Origin of the sequence: Streptomyces sp. NPDC008121, assembly GCF_042957155.1 — a bacterium.
Classification (GTDB): Bacteria; Actinomycetota; Actinomycetes; order Streptomycetales; family Streptomycetaceae; genus Streptomyces.
Genome location: NZ_JBIBHT010000008.1, coordinates 328,204 through 346,481 on the forward strand (window position 1 = coordinate 328,204; position 18,278 = coordinate 346,481).

General features: G+C 72.9%; 19 protein-coding genes and 1 pseudogene. 15 read left to right on the forward strand and 5 right to left on the reverse strand.

Going from position 1 to position 18,278, the window contains the following annotated elements:
- Positions 1 to 16: 16 nt before the first annotated feature.
- The 5 genes and pseudogenes from ACFZBD_RS26555 to ACFZBD_RS26575 all read right to left on the reverse strand — a co-directional run bounded on the left by ACFZBD_RS26555 (position 17) and on the right by ACFZBD_RS26575 (position 4,040).
- Positions 17 to 1,330, reverse strand: a complete 1,314-nt coding sequence (locus ACFZBD_RS26555; protein WP_391144056.1) for a M28 family peptidase — start codon at positions 1,328 to 1,330, stop codon at positions 17 to 19.
- 262 nt (positions 1,331 to 1,592) lie between these two features.
- A complete protein-coding gene (locus tag ACFZBD_RS26560) occupies positions 1,593 to 2,168 on the reverse strand; it encodes a VanZ family protein (protein ID WP_391144396.1) in 576 nt (191 codons plus the stop codon).
- A 344-nt stretch (positions 2,169 to 2,512) separates the two neighbouring features.
- Positions 2,513 to 2,965 carry a VOC family protein gene (locus tag ACFZBD_RS26565; RefSeq protein WP_391144058.1) on the reverse strand — a complete coding sequence of 151 codons (453 nt, stop codon included), beginning with the start codon at positions 2,963 to 2,965 and terminating at the stop codon, positions 2,513 to 2,515.
- A 161-nt stretch (positions 2,966 to 3,126) separates the two neighbouring features.
- Positions 3,127 to 3,318, reverse strand: a pseudogene (locus ACFZBD_RS26570) (IS5/IS1182 family transposase); the annotation flags it as partial.
- A 140-nt stretch (positions 3,319 to 3,458) separates the two neighbouring features.
- Positions 3,459 to 4,040, reverse strand: a complete 582-nt coding sequence (locus tag ACFZBD_RS26575) for an AAA family ATPase (RefSeq protein ID WP_391144061.1) — start codon at positions 4,038 to 4,040, stop codon at positions 3,459 to 3,461.
- A 171-nt stretch (positions 4,041 to 4,211) separates the two neighbouring features.
- Between ACFZBD_RS26575 and ACFZBD_RS26580 the strand changes: the two genes are divergently transcribed.
- The 15 genes from ACFZBD_RS26580 (at position 4,212) to ACFZBD_RS26650 (ending at position 18,271) form a co-directional block, all read left to right on the forward strand.
- Entirely contained in the window at positions 4,212 to 4,643 is a 432-nt protein-coding gene (locus ACFZBD_RS26580) for a hypothetical protein (RefSeq protein WP_391144062.1), read from the forward strand.
- Between the two features lie 482 nt (positions 4,644 to 5,125).
- Positions 5,126 to 5,419 carry a hypothetical protein gene (locus ACFZBD_RS26585; RefSeq protein WP_391144063.1) on the forward strand — a complete coding sequence of 98 codons (294 nt, stop codon included), beginning with the start codon at positions 5,126 to 5,128 and terminating at the stop codon, positions 5,417 to 5,419.
- A gap of 52 nt (positions 5,420 to 5,471) precedes the next feature.
- The gene (locus tag ACFZBD_RS26590) at positions 5,472 to 6,458 is read left to right on the forward strand and encodes an ATP-binding cassette domain-containing protein (protein ID WP_391144065.1); all 987 of its coding nucleotides are present in this window, start codon (positions 5,472 to 5,474) and stop codon (positions 6,456 to 6,458) included.
- Positions 6,455 to 7,510 (forward strand): ABC transporter permease, encoded by a 1,056-nt coding sequence (locus tag ACFZBD_RS26595; protein WP_391144067.1) that lies wholly within the window; start codon positions 6,455 to 6,457, stop codon positions 7,508 to 7,510. Before ACFZBD_RS26590 ends, ACFZBD_RS26595 begins: the two co-directional genes overlap by 4 nt.
- Positions 7,507 to 9,024, forward strand: a complete 1,518-nt coding sequence (locus tag ACFZBD_RS26600) for a YcaO-like family protein (RefSeq protein ID WP_391144069.1) — start codon at positions 7,507 to 7,509, stop codon at positions 9,022 to 9,024. The genes ACFZBD_RS26595 and ACFZBD_RS26600 overlap by 4 nt, the downstream gene beginning before the upstream one ends.
- A gap of 188 nt (positions 9,025 to 9,212) precedes the next feature.
- Positions 9,213 to 9,863, forward strand: coding sequence for a TOMM precursor leader peptide-binding protein (locus tag ACFZBD_RS26605; protein ID WP_391144071.1), 651 nt, complete (start codon positions 9,213 to 9,215; stop codon positions 9,861 to 9,863).
- A 133-nt stretch (positions 9,864 to 9,996) separates the two neighbouring features.
- Positions 9,997 to 11,616 (forward strand): nitroreductase family protein, encoded by a 1,620-nt coding sequence (locus ACFZBD_RS26610; protein WP_391144072.1) that lies wholly within the window; start codon positions 9,997 to 9,999, stop codon positions 11,614 to 11,616.
- A complete protein-coding gene (locus ACFZBD_RS26615; RefSeq protein WP_391144075.1) occupies positions 11,613 to 12,407 on the forward strand; it encodes a hypothetical protein in 795 nt (264 codons plus the stop codon). The genes ACFZBD_RS26610 and ACFZBD_RS26615 overlap by 4 nt, the downstream gene beginning before the upstream one ends.
- Positions 12,408 to 12,525: 118 nt before the next feature.
- Entirely contained in the window at positions 12,526 to 12,690 is a 165-nt protein-coding gene (locus tag ACFZBD_RS26620; protein ID WP_391144078.1) for a thiocillin family RiPP, read from the forward strand.
- 141 nt (positions 12,691 to 12,831) lie between these two features.
- On the forward strand, positions 12,832 to 12,999 hold the full coding sequence (locus tag ACFZBD_RS26625) for a thiocillin family RiPP (protein WP_141302866.1): 168 nt from the start codon (positions 12,832 to 12,834) through the stop codon (positions 12,997 to 12,999).
- Between the two features lie 47 nt (positions 13,000 to 13,046).
- Complete coding sequence (locus ACFZBD_RS26630) at positions 13,047 to 13,232, forward strand: thiocillin family RiPP (RefSeq protein WP_260615470.1); 186 nt, start codon at positions 13,047 to 13,049, stop codon at positions 13,230 to 13,232.
- 71 nt (positions 13,233 to 13,303) lie between these two features.
- Entirely contained in the window at positions 13,304 to 13,483 is a 180-nt protein-coding gene (locus tag ACFZBD_RS26635) for a thiocillin family RiPP (RefSeq protein WP_055642953.1), read from the forward strand.
- A 227-nt stretch (positions 13,484 to 13,710) separates the two neighbouring features.
- Positions 13,711 to 14,763: a PqqD family peptide modification chaperone gene (locus ACFZBD_RS26640; RefSeq protein WP_391144081.1), complete on the forward strand. Its 1,053-nt coding sequence runs from the start codon at positions 13,711 to 13,713 to the stop codon at positions 14,761 to 14,763.
- Positions 14,760 to 17,399, forward strand: a complete 2,640-nt coding sequence (locus tag ACFZBD_RS26645; protein WP_391144083.1) for a hypothetical protein — start codon at positions 14,760 to 14,762, stop codon at positions 17,397 to 17,399. The genes ACFZBD_RS26640 and ACFZBD_RS26645 overlap by 4 nt, the downstream gene beginning before the upstream one ends.
- Positions 17,396 to 18,271, forward strand: a complete 876-nt coding sequence (locus ACFZBD_RS26650; RefSeq protein WP_391144085.1) for a lantibiotic dehydratase C-terminal domain-containing protein — start codon at positions 17,396 to 17,398, stop codon at positions 18,269 to 18,271. The genes ACFZBD_RS26645 and ACFZBD_RS26650 overlap by 4 nt, the downstream gene beginning before the upstream one ends.
- The last annotated feature ends 7 nt before the right edge of the window (positions 18,272 to 18,278 follow it).

An 18,278-nucleotide genomic window follows, 5' to 3' on the forward strand; every position in this document is an offset into this window, starting at 1 on the left:
TGCCGGCGCGTACCGCTTACGGGAACGTCAGCTTGAAGGAGTTGATGTACCCGGTGTCGGCCGAGGCCTTGTCCTGGACGCGGAGCTTCCAGGCGCCGTTGGCGACCTCCGAGGAGGCGTTCACGGTGTAGGACTGGACGATGTTGTCGGCGCTGCCGCCGGAGCGGTTGTGCAGGTTGTAGACCGAGCCGTCGGGGGCGACGAGGTCGACGACGAGGTCGCCCTTGTAGGTGTGGACGATGTTGACGTCGACCTTGAGGGCCGAGGGGGCGTTGCCGGTGACGCCGGTGACGTTGACCGTGGAGGTCACCGCGGCGCCGTTGTCCGGGACGGACACGTCGGCGGTGTTCTCGAAGACCTTGCCGGGCGGGGTGGTCGTACCGGCCGACAGGGTCCAGATCGCGTGGGCGACGGCGTCGCTGTTGCGGTCGAGGGCCGTGTCGTTGATGTTCGAGGTCGTGTCGCAGGAGGAGTGGTAGCAGCGGTCGAAGGCAGTGGCCGTGCCGCCCCACTTCTGGACCTGGGCGCTGCTCTTGACCCGGCTGGCGCCGGTGAACAGACCGCCGACGGGTATGCCCACGTTCTTGAAGGAGGCGTGGTCGGAGCGGCCGTCGCCCTCGGTCTCGATCTCGGTGGGGACACCGATACCGGAGAAGTAGCTCTTGAACGTCTGCTCGATGGTGGGGTCGTCGTCGTAGACGAAGTAGCCCGGGTTCGGCGAGCCGATCATGTCGAAGTTCAGGTAGCCGCTGAACTTCGACCGCTCGGTGGACGGCAGGTTGTTGACGTAGTACTTCGACCCGACGAGCCCGAGCTCCTCGGCGCCCCACCAGCCGAAGCGCAGGTGCTTCGTGGGCTGGAGGCCGGCCCGGGAGACGGCGAGCGCGGTCTCCAGGACGGCGGCGGAGCCGGAGCCGTTGTCGTTGATGCCGGCGCCGGAGCTGACCGAGTCGAGGTGGGCACCGGCCATGAGGACCTGGTTCGGGTCGCCGCCGGGCCAGTCGGCTATCAGGTTGTAGCCGGTGGCGCCGCTGGAGGTGAACTGCTGGATGCTCGTGGTGTATCCGGCCGCGTCCAGCTTGGCCTTCACGAAGTCGATGGACGCCTTGTAGCCGGGCCGGCCGTGGGCGCGGTTGCCGCCGTTGGCGGAGGCGATCGACTGGAGGTCGTTCAGGTGCTGCTTGACGTTGGCCAGCGGGATGTCGGGCGCGGCGAGCGCGGCACCGGGGGCCGCGGGGGCCGCGGACGCCGTGGTCCCGGCGAGCCCGCCGAGGGCCATCGCCGCGACGGCGGCGAGCGTGGCGGTACGTCTGGGAACGGAGAACTTCATGTGGGGGCTCCGGATTCCGAACGGGGATGGGACGGAACGTGCGAGACGCCCCGCGGCATGGGCCACGAGGCGCTGGAGCTGAACATGGTGCGTGTGTGCGTCGTACGGCTGTGCGTGCTGAATGTTCAGTGAGAGTTTGACGTGCCGTCAAGAGCGGAAACCGGTCACCCCCGTTCGCTCACCGGACGTCCACCGGGGCGGCTCCGCGCCCTCACTCCGTATCCCCGAGGGGGCGAGGGGGCCCGCTCCGCGGGTCTTCTCGTCAACCGCGCCGGTGGGATGGCGCCTGCTTCTCTGGGCGCCCGCGCCGATCCATCCGGGCCAGTCGACCGCCCATCAGGCAGATGAGCGCGCCGAGTGCGGCGCCGGCGGAGTTCACGATCACATCATCGATGTCCACGACCCGCCCGGCCGCCATCACCCACTGCACGGCTTCGATCGACAAGCCGAGCAGCGCTCCGATCGCCACGGGCCCCCAGGAGCCGTACGTGGGGTAAGCGAAGCGAAAGGCGACTGCCAAGGGAACGAACATCAGCAGGTTGGCGATCTGCTGACGTACGTACATCGACCGTTCGAGCCCTTCCATGGCTGCGTGATCGAAAAGGATCCCTTGGCCGGGAACCAGCCATACCTGGTAGTCGCTCGACCCGATCGCCTGGTGGGGCGTCAACGTCGCCACGAGCACCAAGACCACGAGGACGGCGAGGGCTGCGCGCGCGCCGCGGGATGGCGCCCGTCCTCTCCGCTCGCCCCTGAAAACGCTCGTGCAGACAGCCAGAAGCGCTACGAGAAGCACTGCCACGGAGTACGAGTTGATGTACAGAAGGATGCGCCACATCGGTTCCACCAAGGATTGCCATGCGTGAGGCGCCCACCACCGACCGGGCGACCATGGCGGCCGCCCGGCTCCACTACAGCAGGTGATCGACACCCCTCAGGGCTGACCGTATCCACACGACCGGCGCCGTGCACCGCGCGGTGAGCTGCTCCAAGGCGAAGAAGGGGCAGGTGCGCGCGCACGACGCAGGGTCGGAATGACCGCCGGGGAGACGCTGCGCACGGGGTCGCCGCGGCGCTCTGCCGGCCGCACACCTTCGGTGGTCCACGGCCCCCGTGCGTCCCCCGTCGCGGTAGGGCGGCGCGGCCGTGCGACGCCCGGCCGCGCGGGGCCGCGGGCCGCCCTTACTGCACGCAGAACTCGTTGCCCTCGGGGTCCGTCATCACCACCCACGTACCCCCCTGCTCCGACACCCGGCGCTGGACCGACGCCCCCAGCCCCTCCAGCCGGGCGACCTCGGCGTCGCGGGCGTCCGGGCCCGGGTGGAGGTCGAGGTGGAGGCGGTTCTTGACCGTCTTCTTCTCCGGGACCCGCTGGAAGAGGATGCGGCGGCCGAGACCGGCGTCCGACCTCTCGTCCCGGGGGTCGTCCGGGTGCCGGACACCGGCGAGATCACGCCATGCGAGGCGGCCGGAGACCATCTGGGTCGCCTCGGCGGGCGCGGCTTTGATGGAGAGGAGGTGGTCGATGAAGGCGCTGTGGTCCTCCTCTTCGTAGCCGAGGGCGGCGGCCCAGAACGCCGCCTGGGCGTGCGGATCGGTGCAGTCGAGCACGAGTTTCCAGTGGATCGGAGTCATGTCACCCCTTCTACTGCCGAGATGACGCGGGCGGCCACAGGCGTGCTGCCGCGTCACCCTGATGGCCAGCCCCGCCGCCCGGCGGCGGAACGCCGGAACCCGTCCGAGGGCGTGTCTCGAATGTCCTGGTCACAGCCATCCATTGATGGTTGCGATGAGGACGGCCGCTTCGTAGGTACGCGGCGGCCTGGACCGGGACGGGAGACGCGGATCTTCTCCAGGACGGGTCCGAACTGCGGAGGGTCCCCTCGCTGCCCGGCAGTGATCACGATCGACATCGGCTTCTGGCCCTGCTCGACGGCCAGATGCAGTTTGGTCGTCAGACCGCCACGCGACCGTCCAAGGCCTTGGTCGTCCGGCTCGGTGCCGACACCCCCGGGCGGCTCCTTGTGCAGATCCCTCTTTTCCACGCCCCGGCGCCCTGCCCCCGGGCAGCAACGGCGCCAACCGTTCCCACTGGGTATCCGTCAGATCTCCACGTGCCACCTGGCGATCAGCGCAGAGGCTGATCGACTGCCGAACCGGATGCTAGACCGGTCGCAGACAGGATCGCTTCGACTGTCTCTTCAATCGTCTGCGCAGCGTTGTCGATCCAGATTCCCTGCTGCCCGAGCTCGGAGCGCATCGCCTCATCCAGTGGCGACCAGTCCGTGGCCAGGGCCTTCTCCCGAGCCTGGTTGCGCCGCCACGCCTCTGCCGGGCCGGGAGCCAGGATGACGAGGTGGAGCGGCACGGCCGCCAGCGTCGTGCGATAGAAGTCAAGGTGGGAACGACGGACCACGACATCATCGAGTACCGGGATGAAACCGGCGCGCACGAAACTGTCCGCCAGAAGGCACGCGTTGCGGGCTCGCAGGAAAATCTGCCGGTCGGCTTCCGCATTCGCGGCTGGTGAGGGCCATTGCCCACCGCTGACGATCATCTGCTGGAGCGCGTCCACCTCGATATGGGCCGACATTCGGAACCGGCCGGCCAGCGCAGCGGCCACCGTCGACTTGCCACTACCGGGGATGCCGGTCAGCAGGACGGCCCCGGCGGCCGACTCGCGGTCGACGGGCACCAGATCCAAGCTCATACGGGTTCTCCAAGCGCGAACGATCGAGGCCTTGGGAGAGTACGCGCTGCCCCATCGTTCGCCGAGTCAGCAACCGCTTGATCCACTTTCGACACAGACCCTGGTAGGGGGCTGTGAACGCCCGCCTCTAGGCCGCGCATCGAAAGTGGATCACGCGCATAGGGTGTCGCCATGTCGCTGAGCCAACTAGTCCTCTCGTCCGGTCGTTCGATCGAGCTCACCGAGCTGCGCATGTCCTCGACCTACGGGGGGATGTTGGAGGGCTACCCGTGCAAGCCCATCAACGACATGAAGGTACGCGGGGCTCAGTGGCAGGCTGAAAGTGCGTTTCCCTCCACGCCGGTCCATCTGGCCCTCCCCTCCTGCGAGTACCCGGACCAGACCGCCGGCCCTTTCGGTCCCGTCGAGGTACTACCTGCCGTGACCTGTATCGGCGCCTTCCGCTCGACAGCCGTCGCCCCTGAGCTTGACCCGGTGCTGCACCGCTCCGCCCTCATTGTGGTCTGGTTCCAGACTGGGTTGGATGTCCCCTCGGGCGAGGACGCCGACCCTGCGCTGTGCAGCCTTCCCTGGGAAGAGCTGGCTCAGGACTATGAGCTCTAGCGATAGGTGCCGCTCGCAGCCATTCGTTGACGGCCGCGATGAGGACGGTCGAAAGGTGGCGGTCGGCCACCGAGGGAGCCGAGCCAACAACGGCTCCAGCGCCGACCGCTGCTCGTCCGTGAGATCTCCCCGCCCCTGTGAACCGTGATCAGTCATCGCTCACGACGCACTTCGATACACGGCCTGAACCCGCCCCGGCTCCCGGAGTTCGTCTCCGAGTCGGGGCTCGCGTGCGTCCGGCCTCCGGGGCCGGGCCCGCCCCGCATCCCGCTCGGACGCCGTCCGGTCCCGAGGGTGGGCGCCCGCCCGGATCCCGGTCGGGCCCCCGCGCCGACCAGCGATTTCCCTCCTCCGTCAGCTTGTTGCAAGCCCTCCTGCAGCAAGCTGACACCGGATTCCATGGAGCGCCCCCTATCCCGCTGGCATTGTCTTTCTCAGCGGAAACGCAGAGGGAACACGGAAACGGAACCCAGGGGGAAACAGTGCGGAACCGATTCACTTCGGCAGCGGTTTGTCTGGCTCTGACGATCGCCGGTTTCACCGCGGCGGCGGGCAATGCGGCCGCCGCCGGGCAGGGCGAGGGGCGGACCGACGTGCGGACCGCCGGCCAGTACGACGGACAGCACGGCGGCGACCAGTGGCCGGTGTCCGTACCGCCCGAGGTCAGCGACCTGATGTGCGCCATCCAGGCCGGCCTCCAGAACCTGCCGCACCTGCCGCACGGGCCGCACCCGATTCAGATCCCGCACTGCAAGCCGGTCAACGGCTGGCAGTAGTTCCCGCCCCTTTCTCCGACCGCAGATTCGAAGGGCGAGAGCAGAGATGGCCATGACACGTCAGCTCCCCAGTGCCACGCAATACCAGGGAAGTGCGGAAAACGTCCTCGAAGTCGCCGACCTCCGGGTCAGATACGCCGACATCGAGGCGGTGGCGGGGATTTCCTTCTCCGTCGCACCGGGCGAGATCTTCGGACTCCTCGGCCGCAACGGAGCCGGCAAGACCAGCACCATCTCGGCCATCGCCGGTCTGCGCCGGCCCGATGCGGGACGGATCCGCATCCTCGGCGAGGACGCGCTCGCACGGACCGACGTCCTGCGCGCCTCCCTCGCCCTCCAACCCCAACAGGCCAGTCTCTTTCCCCGGCTGAAGGTCAGGGAGACCCTGGAGACCTGGGCCGCGCTCTACCCGGCGCCCCGGGACGTGGACGCCCTGCTCGACGAGATCGGGCTGACCGAGAAGGCGGGGGCACGCTCCGCCCGGCTCTCCGGCGGTCAGCAGCAGAGGCTGCTCCTCGCCACCGCACTGGTCGGTGACACCCCCGTCGTGGTCCTCGACGAGCCCACCACCGGCCTCGACCCGCACGCCCGGCACGCCGTCTGGGACCTGATCCGCAGGGCCCAGGCCGGCGGCACCACCTTCCTGCTCACCACCCACGCCATGGCCGAGGCCGAGGAGATGTGCGACCGGCTCGCCGTCATGCACGAAGGACGGATGGTGGCGGCCGGCTCCCCGACGGAGCTGATCGCCCGGCACGCCCCCGACGGCGTCGTGGCGGTACGGACCGAGGACGCCGGCCTCGCCGACCGGGTGCGGGCACGCTTCGGCGACGCCATGACGGCCGTCGAGGCGACCGGCCGCTCGGGCCGGATGCGGTTCGAGGTGACGGCGGACGACCCGCACGCCACCGCGGCCTGGATCACCGGGCTCGATTCCACGGCCGACGTCCGGCCGCGCCCCGCGACCCTGGAGGACGTGTTCCTCCGCCTCACCGGAACCTCGCTGGAACCGGGACCGGAACAGGAGGAGAAGCGATGACCCCCATCGGCCTCAGCGCACCACCCGTATCGACGACGCGCCAATGGAAGGCGCTCTCCCGGGCCATGACCCGGCAGCTCCTGCGCGATCCCGCGGCGCTCTTCTTCAGCGTGGTCTTCCCGCTGCTGATGGCGGTGTTCTTCGTCGTCCTCATGCAGCTCACCTGGATCAGGGGCCCCTTCGACCTCGCCGTGGTCGGCCCCACCACCCAGGCGACCGCCCTCCAGCAGGCCATCGGCGACGGCAGCACCGCCGTCGCCGTCCCCGAGGCCGGTCCGCAACCCGGCAAGACGGCGGTGATCGTCCCCGACGCGGCCGCCCGCACCCTGCGGATGGCCGTCGATCCGGAGCAGCCGTCCGTGGTCGCCGCCGTGCGCGGCGCCCTGGAGGGCACCGCCTGGGAGGGCTGGGAGGTGACGGCCGTCGGCACCGACGGATCCGCGCTCTTCGACCCCATGGCCTTCGTGATCCCCGGCGTCCTCGCCTTCGCGCTGCTCTCGCTCGCCCTGACCGGTACCGCCTCCGCCCTGGTGGCGATGCGGGCCAGCGGCACCCTGCGGCTGCTGTCCACGACACCGGCCCGCCGGCCCGCCGTCCTGCTCTCGCTGCTCCCGGGCCGCGGCCTGCTGGCACTGGCCGTGCTGGCCCTGATGGGAGCGGGCGCCGTCGCCGGCGGACTGCTGGAGCCGGCCTCGATGCTGCGGCTGCTGCTGACCACCGCCATCGGACTGGTGATGCTGCTCGCCCTGGGCTACCTGCTCGGCGGACTGCTCTCCTCACCCGAGGTGACCAACGCGATCTCCGGGCTGCTCACACCGGTCCTGCTGATGAGCACCGGACTGCTCTTCCCCCTCGAACTCCTCCCCGACTCGGTGGCCGGGCCGCTCTCCTGGACCCCGCTGGCGATGTTCGGAGACGCCCTGCGCCACGACGTGGTCGGCGGGATCACCCGCCACGCCCTGTGGCTCGACTGGACAGTGATGGCGGCGACGGCCGCGGGGCTCACGGCCCTCGCGGCACGGACGTTCCGCTGGGACACGGAGCGTGGATGATGACGACCTACCCGCCGGCCGAGACCGGAACCAAGACCGCGACCAGAAGCACGACCACGACCGCGACCAGAAGCAAGAACGCGACCGCGACCGTGACCAGAAGCACGATCTCGACCGCGACCGGAACCAACACCGTGACCGGGCCCGCGACCGCGGACCACCCGCCCCTCCCCGAATCGCTCCTCCGGATCGGTCAACTGGCCTCCTCCTACGGCCTGGTGAACCGGGTGACCCGGCTCCCCGTGGCCGAGGGCGAGCCCGACTTCCCGATCTTCACCGCCTCGCTCGGCAACCCCGGCGAAGTACTCAGCGAACAGACCGGCTGGGAGCACAACCCCAGCTCCGGGAACTTCGACGGAGCCGGCGGCGACCTGGACCCGGAACGCGCCGCGCACCTCGCGGTCGCCGAATCGCTGGAACGTTACTCCTCCTGCGCCCGCGACCCCGAGCAGATCATCTGGGCGACCGCCGCCGAGCTCGGCGAGGACGCCGTCCCCAGCGACCGCTGGCCCCGCTGCTCGCCGGCCGAACTGGCCGACCCCCGCAGCGGCCTGGTCCCCACCGACCCCGAAGGCCCGATGCGCTGGGTCCGCGGCTGGTCCTTCACCCGCAACCGCCCGGTGTACGTCCCGGCCATGCAGGTCTGGCTGAAGAACCCGGTGGAGTCCATGGCGGAGCGCTACGTCCACCCGGTCTCGACCGGCTGCGCCGCGCACTCCGACCCGGCCGCCGCCGTCGTCAACGGCATCCTGGAGATCGTCGAACGCGACGCCATCGCGCTGACCTGGCTCCAGCGGCTGCGACTGCCCCGGCTGGAGTTCGACCCGGCCGAACTGGCGCCGGAGTTCCGGGCCTTCGTGGAGCGCGGCAGCAGCGAACGGCTGCGGACCCACCTCTACGACGCGACCACCGACCTCGGCATCCCGGTGATCTACGGAGTGCAGCTCGCCGACGACGACCGGGTCATCGCCCAGCTCGTCGCGGCGACCGCCGAACTGGACCCCGGCAAGGGCATCGCCAAGCTCTACCGCGAGGCGTCCTCCCTGCGGATCGCGCTGCGCCACATGGCGCGGGCCGCCGAGAAGGACGCCGCCACCGCCGGCGCCCCGGTGGCGGAGGAGGACATCGTCAGCGTCGTCGACGGCGCCCTGCTCTCCGGCCCGCTCTCCCAGCGGCACCGCTTCGACTTCCTCCTGGAGGGCGAACGCCCGGTGCACGGGCTGCGCGACCTTCCCCGGGCCCCGTCCGAGGAACCGCTGCCGGCCCTGGCCTGGCTGCTGGAGCGGCTGCACGCCGCGGGCTGCGAGGTCATCGCCGTCGACCTCACCACCGACGAGGCCGAGCAGGTCGGAGCCACCGTCGTACGGATGCTCATCCCCCAGCTCATGCCGCTGTCCTTCGTCCACCGCGCCCGCTACCTGGCGCATCCCCGGCTCTACGCGGCGCCCGCCGCCATGGGCCACCCGGTACGCGGCGAGGCCGACATCAACCCGCACCCGCAGCCCTTCGCCTGATCCAGCCGCAGCCGTACCCGTACCCGCAGCCGTACCCGCAGCCGTACCCGTACCCGCAGCCGCAGCCGCAGCCGTACCCGCAGCCGCAGCCGCAGCCGTACCCGCAGCCGCAGCCCTTCGCCTGATCCCGACCGGGCGGCCCTCCGCCCGGGACCACCCGCTGTGAACGTCCGACGAGGAGTCCGAAGATGACCGATCCGCGCCTGCTGGTCCTGACCGCGGGAGCCTTCGGCGCGGCCGTCGCCGAAGGTCTTGCCGCCCGCTACCCCGGGTCGACCGTGCTCGACGTGAACCAGGGCACCCACCCCAGCCTGTGGCCCGACAGCGACCTGATCGTCCTGGCCACCGGTCAGGGCCGGGAGGTGCTGGCCGACATGGTGGACGCCAGCGCCCACGCCTGGGAACGGCCCTGGTTCCCCGTCCAGGCCGGCCCCCTCGATCTGCGGTGCGGACCGGTGGTCGTGCCCGGCCGCACCGCGTGCCACCGCTGCTACACCCGCCGCCGCGCCCAGCACACCGCCCCGGCGGCCGACCACACCCCGGACGGCGGGGCCACCGCGCCCCCGGTCTCCGGACACGCCCCGCACCACGTCGCCATCGCCGTGGGTCTGGCGGACCAGGCGGTCCGCGAGGCCCTGGCCGGACCCGGTGAGCCGGGCGCGGCCGAGGGCATCGGCGCCACCGTCCGCACCTTCGGGCTCGTGGAGGGCGCCACGTCCACCTCGGCGGTCGTCGCCGTGGACCGGTGCGCCCGCTGCCGGCCGGCCCGTACCCCCGAGAGCCGCCTGGAGCGGTTCACCGCGATCGCGGCGGAGCTCGCGGCCCTCCCGGGCCGATGACCCCGACCGCCCGTGAGCCCGCCGCCCGGCAGCCCGTACGCGGGGCCCCGCGCGCCGAGCCCGTACGCCGCGCCCCGCACCACCCGCTCGTTCGACCCGAACTCGTACGACCCGAACCGGAAAGGAGGCCTCGATGCCGGACCACTCTGTGATCACCGCCGAAGCCATGGCCTCGGCCGCCCTGAACGACCCGCAGTTCCACGTCCCGGCCCGCCCCAGACTCCGGCGCGGACTCTCCCTGCACCACACGCCGGAGGCCCTGGTCGTCGAAGGCACCCCCAAGAAGCAGCTGCTGCGCGGCGCCGCCGCCCGCGAACTGCTGCCCCGGATGCTCCCGCTGCTCGACGGCAGCCGAGGCCACGAGGACGTCGCCGACGCCCTGGGCATCCCGGCCGGCACCGTCTTCAAGGCCCTCTCCCTGCTGTGGACCTGCGGTCTGATCGAGGAGGCCGCCTCCCCGGAGAGAGCCTCCCGGGCGGCGGCGGTGCCCGACACCCTGGCCGACTTCCTCTCCCGTATCGGCGACTCCACCGGAGCCAACCACGCCTGGGAGGAGGCCCTGGACCGGCTGGCCCGGGCCCGTGTGGACGTCTTCGGCGGCGGCCCCCTGGCCGACGCCGCCCGCCGCCACCTCTCCGGCTCGCTCGTGGACACCCGTACCGGCTCGGGCACCGCACCGGCACCCGGGACCACCCTCGCCGTCGCCGCCGGCCTCGACCCGGACGCCTCGGCGGCGCTCGCCGCCTCCTGCGCCCTGGCCGGCGTCCCGCTGATCCGCCTGGCGCTCACCGGCCGCACCGCCCACCTCGGGCCGTACGTCGACCTCGCCTTCACGCCCTGCCTGGCCTGCCGCACCGCCGAGGATCCGGCGGACGACCGTCCTCCGCTGCCCGGCGACGCCGACCTGGCCGCCGCGCTCTTCGCCCGCGACCTGTTCGCGCTGCTCTCCCGGAGCACGCCCGGTCCGCTGCCGTCCCAGTGGCGCACCGTCGACCTGGCCGACCTCTCCCAGCAGCGCCGCTCGGCCGCCACCCGGCCCGGCTGCCCGCACTGCTCGGCGGCGCCCGGCGACCCCGTCGCCCCACCGCTCGCCGCGCGCTACGAGGCGGCGATCGCCTTCCCGCCCAAGGAGTACGCCGACGGCAAGGCCCACCAGGCCCACTACAAGCCGTCGAACATCGCCCTGCAGAACGACGAGAAGACCTGGCCCGTCGCGGCGGCCGTGCCCCTGCCGGAGCCTCCGCTGGAGCTGCTGCGCACCCCGCTGCCCACCGCCCTCGACGACCGGACCGCCGCCCTGCTCCTCGCCGTCACCGCGGGCCGCAGGGGCGTCATGCCCGGCCGGGTGCAGCGCTGGACGGCGAGCGGCGGCAACATCGGTTCCGTCGTCGCCCACCTCGTGGTCCGCGACGTCCCCGGTCTGGAGCCCGGCGTCTACGGCTACGTCGCCTCCGAACACCGGCTCGCCCGGCTCGCGGCCGACCCCGGCGCCGTTCCCGGCGAGGCGCCCCTGACCGTCGTCCTCACCGGCGACTTCACCAAGGTCGCCAAGAAGTACGCCGCGTTCGCCCTGCGGATCGTCCTGCTCGACGCCGGCTGCGCCACCACCACGCTCCGCGCCGCGGCGACCGCACTGGACCTGCCGTGCACCGTCCGCACCCGCTGGGACGACCTCGCGGTGGCGGCGGCCCTGGGGATCGACCCCGATCTGGAACCGATCACCACCCTCGTCGACCTGGGAGGAGCCCCGTGAGCGCCCCGCACGAACTGGCCATGGACATGCTGGCGTCCTTCCGCGAGCAGCGCGGCACCACCGCCACCGCTCTCGCCGAACGTCCCGCGCCGGCCCCGGCGTTCAGGACCGTACCCGACCCGGCGCCCCTCGGACCGGCCGTCACGGTCGACCCGTACACGCCCCCGACCGCGCCCCACGACCTGCTGACCACCCTCGAACACCGTCGCTCGCTGCGCGGCTTCTCGCCGGAGCCGCTGCCCGCCGGACTCCTCGCCGGGATCATGACCCGCGCCCTGGACCTGGACGCCGCCGGCGGCGGAAACGCCCCCGGCCCCCGGGACGCCGCCGGCGGCGGGGACCGGACCGACCCGGAGACCGACCCGGAGACCGGGCCGGACTGTCCGCTCGAACTGACCGTCGTCGCCCACCGGTTGACCGGCGTCGAGCCCGCCATCCACCGCTTCGACCCCGCGGCCCGCTCCTTCACCCCGGTGATGGAAGTGCCCGGCGGAGCGGCCCGCTACGGCCTGACGCTGCAGCCGGAGTTCTCCGACGCCGCCGCGATCATCTCCATCGGTGTGCCGCTGGACGCCGCCGTCCACCGCCACGGAGGGCACGGCTACCGGCTGCTCCTCACCCGCGCCGGCTCCGCCGCGTACGCGATGTGGCTGGACGGAGTCGCCCACGGGCTGGTCGGCAGCGTCTTCGCCGGCTTCATCCCCGCCGCCGTACGCGGCCCGCTGCTCAGCGACGGAACGAGCCGCCAGCAGATCTTCGCGCTGGCCCTGGGCCTGCCGCCGGCCCCCTGAGACGTCCCGCCCACGGCGCGCTGGCCCTGGGCCTGCCGCCGGCCCCCTGAGACTTCCCGCCCCCGATCGGGAGCGGGAGCACGAGAACCATTCCACGACACCTGAGGAGGTGCCTCGCATGGAGGACATCGAGCTGTACGCCGTCGACGCCGACGAGCTGGCGATCGAGGAGCTGCCCGAGGGCAACGCCCTCGCGAGCTGGGCGTCCGCCGGATCCGCCTCGACCGCGTCCTGCCCGGCGACGTCCGCGTCGTCCGTCAGCAGCGCGTCGACCTACGGGTGATCCACCCGTCCCACCGGAGGCCCGCCGGGCCGGCGACGTCCGCGTCGTCCCACGGCGGCGCATCCACCCACGGGTGATCCACCCGTCCCCCGGACGGCCCGCCGGGCCGCCCGAGCCACCCACCACACGGAGGTGAACACCATGGAGAACAACCTCGAGCTCTACGTCATCGACGGTGACGAGCTGGCCATCGAGGAGCTCCCGGAGGGCAACGCCCTCGGCTGCTTCTTCTGCGCCGGATCCGCTTCGACCGCGTCCTGCCCCGGCACGTCCGCGGCCACCGCGTCGTCCGCCTCGACCATCGGCTGACGTTCCGCCCCACCCGCCCCTCCCACCAACGGAAAGGAACTCCTCACATGCAGGACTTCGACGACCTCGAACTGGACCTGTCCGCCGACGAGCTCGCCTCGGACGCGCTCGGTCTCGAGCCCCTGAAGGAGGGCGTCGCCCTCGGCACCTGGGCGACCGCCGGCACCGCCTCGACGGCCTCGTGCCCGACGAGCACCGCCTCCTCCTCGGCGAGCGCCTCCAGCTTCGGCTAGAGAGCCCGTCCCACCGTCCCCACCCTCGACCGCCTGACCGTCAGGCGAACGAAACGAAAGGAAGTGAGCGCATGAACGAGAACCTCGACAACGAGCTCGAACTGTGGTCGGAGTCCCTGGACCTGGAGGTCCTCCAGGACGCGGTGAGCCCCGGCTTCACCACCGCCTTCTGCGGCGCCTGCGCCGGCTCCGCCAGCTGCCCCGTCGGCTGCGTCGGCTCCATGAGCAGCGTCTCCAGCCAGGGCGGCTGATCAGCCGAGTCGGATCCTGGGCTCCGGGGTGGTCCTAGTACCCCGGGGCCCAGGGCCCTTCGTCACCAGTCCGGTTCGCTTTCCCCGAACCGGACCGCACCACACCAGATTAGAGCCAGGCGGCCCGGCACGACAGCGGGCCCGGCCGCCGCAGCGGAGGGAGGAACCGCGCCGTGGATGTGTGCACTGCACCCAAACTCCGGGAGGATCTGGAGATCATCCGAGGGATGGACGACCACCCCTTGGTGTTCGACCCGCAGGGCGGGACCTACCACCGGCTGACCAAGTCGGCGGCGGCCCTGCTCCGCCAGTTCGACGGAACGCACTCGCTGGACGAGCTGTCGACCCTCATGGCCGAACGCCGGGGCGTCCCCGCCGAAGGCGTACGCGGCGAGCTCGACACCTTCGTGGGCGAACTGACCCGCAGCGGCCTGCTCGTCGGCACCGAAGCCGAGCGCGCACCCAAGAAGCGCGCCGGCGGCCGCTTCGGCACCACCATGCTGATGCCCCGCTTCGTCATCACCCGCTCGCTCCCGACGGTCCTGGAGCCCGCGGCCCGGCTGCTGCGCCAGGTCCCGGCCTGGCTGTCGGTCGGCGTCTTCGCCGGCGGCGGCCTCCTCGGCATCCTGCTCGGCCTCTACACCGTCCTCACCTCGGCCCCGCCCGCCGAGGAGCTGCTGGGCACCGGCACCCTCGTCGCCATCGGCCTGATGCTCTTCCAGATCCTCGTGCACGAGAGCGCGCACGCCATGGTCTGCCAGGTGCTCAAGGTGCCGGTACGGGGTCTCGGAGTGGCGCTGCTCTTCTACTTCATGCCGCTCGCCTACGTCGACCGCACCGACGCCTACCGCGTCCGCTCCCGAGGCGGCCGGGTCCTGCTCGCCGTCGCCGGACCGCTCAGCGACGGCTGGTTCACCGGAGCCGCCGCCCTGCTCGTCCTGACCGTGGACGGACCGGTCGCCCAGGTGGCCGGAGCGCTCCTCCTCTTCCAGATGCTCAACCTGGTCACCAACATCAACCCGATGCTCCCGAGCGACGGCTACGCGGCGCTCGAAGCCGGGTTCGGCCTCGTCGACGCGCGGGGCCGCGCCTTCGCCCTGCTGAAGCACCGCCTGCTGGGCCGCCCGCTGCCGGGCTTCCTGGAGCGGATGCCGGCCCGCAGCCGCCGCCTCCACGTCGCCTACGGCATCGTGTGCAGCGTCTACACCGTGGCGCTCGGCTACTTCGTCATCCAGTCCCTGATCTGGTCGTTCGCACTGGTCGGACGGTCGATGCCGTGACCGCCCCCGACACCGATGTGGTCCCCGCCATGAAGCCGCCCCCCGAGACCGCCGCCGCCGGCACCCGCCCCGACGCCGGTACGCGCCCCGACGCGCCGACCGCCTTCGAGACCGCCCCCGCAGCCGGCGCCCGCCCCGCCCCCGCCGCGCCGACCGCCTTCGAGACAGCCTCCGAGGCAGCCTTCGAGACCACCCCCGAGATCTCGGGACCGCTGCTCACCCGTGTGGGCGGCCTGCCCACCGAGGCCCTCGACCTCACCGGTCCCGCCACCCGGCGGGCGATCGCCGAGGCCGCGGACGCCCACGCCGAACTGGAGCGCCGGCGCCCCGCCCTGGAGGACGTCTGCTTCCCGCTGGTGCCCCTCCTCGACGACGAAGTGCCGCTGCGCCGCCAGGTGCTGGCCGCCAAGCGGGCCGTCCACCGGCTGCGGGCCCTTCCCTGGGGCGACGCACTGCCGCCCCGGATCGCCGAACTGGCGGGCCCCGACGGGACCGAGGCCTTCACCGGCTGGCAGGCCGCCGCCCGGCGGCGCGACGAGACCACCCGACGCCTCGACGCCCTGCTGGCCGAGGACCGGGCGGCGGCCCCGACCGCGCTCGCCGGCCACCTCGACGACCCGGGGTTCGCCCGCGCGGCGGCCCTGGCCGCCCCCGACTGGCTGCGGCACGGCCGCCCGCGCCGCCGCCCCGCCGAGACCCGCAACCTGCGCACCCTCTACTCCTACGTCTCCCGCGCCGCGGTGAAGACCAGTCCGTTCTCCACGCTGACCACCGTCGGCACGGCCGGCTCCACCGGGACGGCGGCCCCCGCCGCCCACAGCTACGCCGCCACCGCCCTCGCCCAGCTGGCCCTGCGCTGCCTGGCCCGCGAGGCCGACACCGCCGGCCTGCTGCGCTACCGGCTCGCGCCGGTCAGGCCCGGCGGCCCCGACGCCCCGGGCGGGCTCGTCCTGGTCCCCGAACCCGTCGCCGACGGCGGTCTGGCCTGGCGGCTCGACCGGGTGGTGGAGGCCGACCACGCGGCGCCCTGGCTCGCCGGCTTCGCGTCCGACACCGAACACTCCCTGGACGGACTGCTCTCCGGGCTCGGCGGCCCGGACCCGTTCCGCCGCTTCCGGCGCCTTCTGGACACCGGGCTCATCACTCCCGTACCGCCGTGGCGGCGCGACGAGGACCCGGTGAGCGCCCTGGCGGAGCTGCTCGCCGACCACCCGGACGACGGGCTCGCGGCCGAGGTGCGGGAGCTGCGGGACTCCGCCGCCGCCCTCGCCGCCGCCGACGAGGGCGCCCGGACCGAGATCCTGACCCGGGCCCGGCACACCGCCCGGCGCTGGGCCCGGCGGGCGGGCCTCGACCGCTTCGCCTCCGGGGAGGTGCTGTACGAGGACGTCGCGACCGACCTCGCCCTGCCCGACGTCCTCGACGTGCCCGAGGTCCGCGCCGACCTCACCGAACTGGGCCGCCGCATGCGCCCGTTCATCTTCCGCTCGCACCTCTACGACGTGCTCGTGAACCGCTTCACCGCCGAGTACGGACCGGGCGGGAGCTGCGCCGACGTGCTCGGGTTCCTCATGCGGGTCGCCGTCGACGGCGACGCGCAGCCCGACCTCGACCAGGCGTCCGTCGCCGATCGCGCCGCGCGCGAGACGGCGGGGGAGCGGGCCTGGCTCCCGGTCGGGCCGAGCAGCGCGCCGCCCGCCGCGTCCGTCCTGTTCCAGCTCGCCGCCTCTGGCCGGCAGGCCGTCCACGACGGCGACTACCGGCTGGTCGTCAACCAGTTCAACCCCGGTACGGGCGGGCTCGTGACCCGCTTCGGACCGCTCCTCGGCCAGGGTTTCCGTGACCGGCTGCGCGAGCACGTCCGCGCCTGCTGGCCCGACCGCACCTGCCGGGAACTCGTCCTGTGGACGGAGATCAACACCGCCCAGTCGCGGTCGGCCGGTCTGCTGCCGCCCTTGCTGCTGCCCGGCGAGACCCCGGCGGCCGACGGACTGGACCTCGCCGACACCGTCCTCACACACGACCCCGCGCAGGGCACCCTCGCGCTGCGCGACCGCACCGGCGAACCGGTCGGCCTGGCCTACCTCGGGCTGGTCCCGCCGCACCTCTTCCCGCCGTTCGCCCGACTGCTCGCCGTGCTCGCCGATCCGTGGGTCAACGGTTCACCGCACTCGGACTACGTCCTGCCGTTCGGTCTTCAGGAACAGCGCCGCGACGAGGTCGTGCCGACCACCCGCACCACCTTCGGCCGGGTCACCGTCAACCGCGCCTCGTGGGTCGTCCCGGCGGCCGCGCTGCCGGTGCCGAGGCCGGGCGAGAGCGACGCCGAGACGGCGCTGCGCGCCGAGGAGTTCCGGCGCGCGCACGGAATGCCGGAGGAGGTCTTCTGCCACCGGCTGACCGGCTTCGGACCGGCCGAGCAGGGCACGGACCGCAAACCCCTGTGGGTCTCGCTGACCTCTCCGCTCTCCCTGTCCGTCCTGGCCCAGTGGGCCGGACCGGCCACCGGGCACCTGCGCCTCGTCGAAGCACTGCCCGACAGAGCCGCGCATCCGCTGCGGGACGGGGCGGGCGGCACACGGGCGGCCGAGCACATCTCGCTGCTGCGCTGGCGGCGACCGGAGGAGGAGGCATGAGCGTGACGGTTCCCGACCGGGACTGGTGGTACGTACGGGTCTACCCGGGCGGCCCCCGCCTGATGGACGCGGCGGCCCGCACCGTCGTGCCGTGGCTGGCCGCGCAGGCCGGGCGGCTGGGCAGCGAGGAGTGGTTCTTCCTCCGGTACTGGGACGCCACCGGCCACCACCTGCGCCTGCGGCTGCGCGCCGGGTCCGGCGCGGTGGACGCGCTGGACGGCGCCGCCCGCGAGGAGCTGACCGGCCTCCTGGACACGCTGGAGGAGCGGCCCGGGGACACCGAAGGGCTGCTGCCCGGGGCGCTGCCGGCCGGACCCACGGCCCGGGGCGTCACCCCCGCGCTGTACGCGCCCGAACTGGCCAAGTACGGCGGCCCGGTCGGCGTCGCCGTCGCCGAGCGGGTCTTCCGCCTGGACAGCGCGCTGCACGCCGAGCTGGACCTCGCCGGCCTGCCCCGGCGCTTCGAGCGCGCCGCGTACGCCGTCCACCTCGCGCGGGCGCTCACGGCCCGGGTCCTGACCGAGGAGGAGCGGGACGTCTTCTGGGTCCGCCACCGCACCCGGTGGGGCTGGCAGCTGCGCATGGCCGCCGACGGAGAGCAGCTCCGGCCGCTGCTGCGCGGCGTCTCGGCCGGCGTGCGGGAGCAGGGCGTGCCCGCCCCCGCCGTACGGGAGCGGGTCGAGGCGCACGCCGACGCGCTGGCCGGACTCGTCCTGCGGGCCCCCGGCTCCCGGGACCACCAGCTGCTGCACCACCTGCACATGGTGATGAACCGGCTGGGCTTCCCGCCGGGCGAGGAGGCGGCGCTCGGCATGCTGGCAGGGCAGACTGCCAGGAAACCGGCGGCAGTTGCCGGCGCGGTGCCCGTATGAGAGGAAC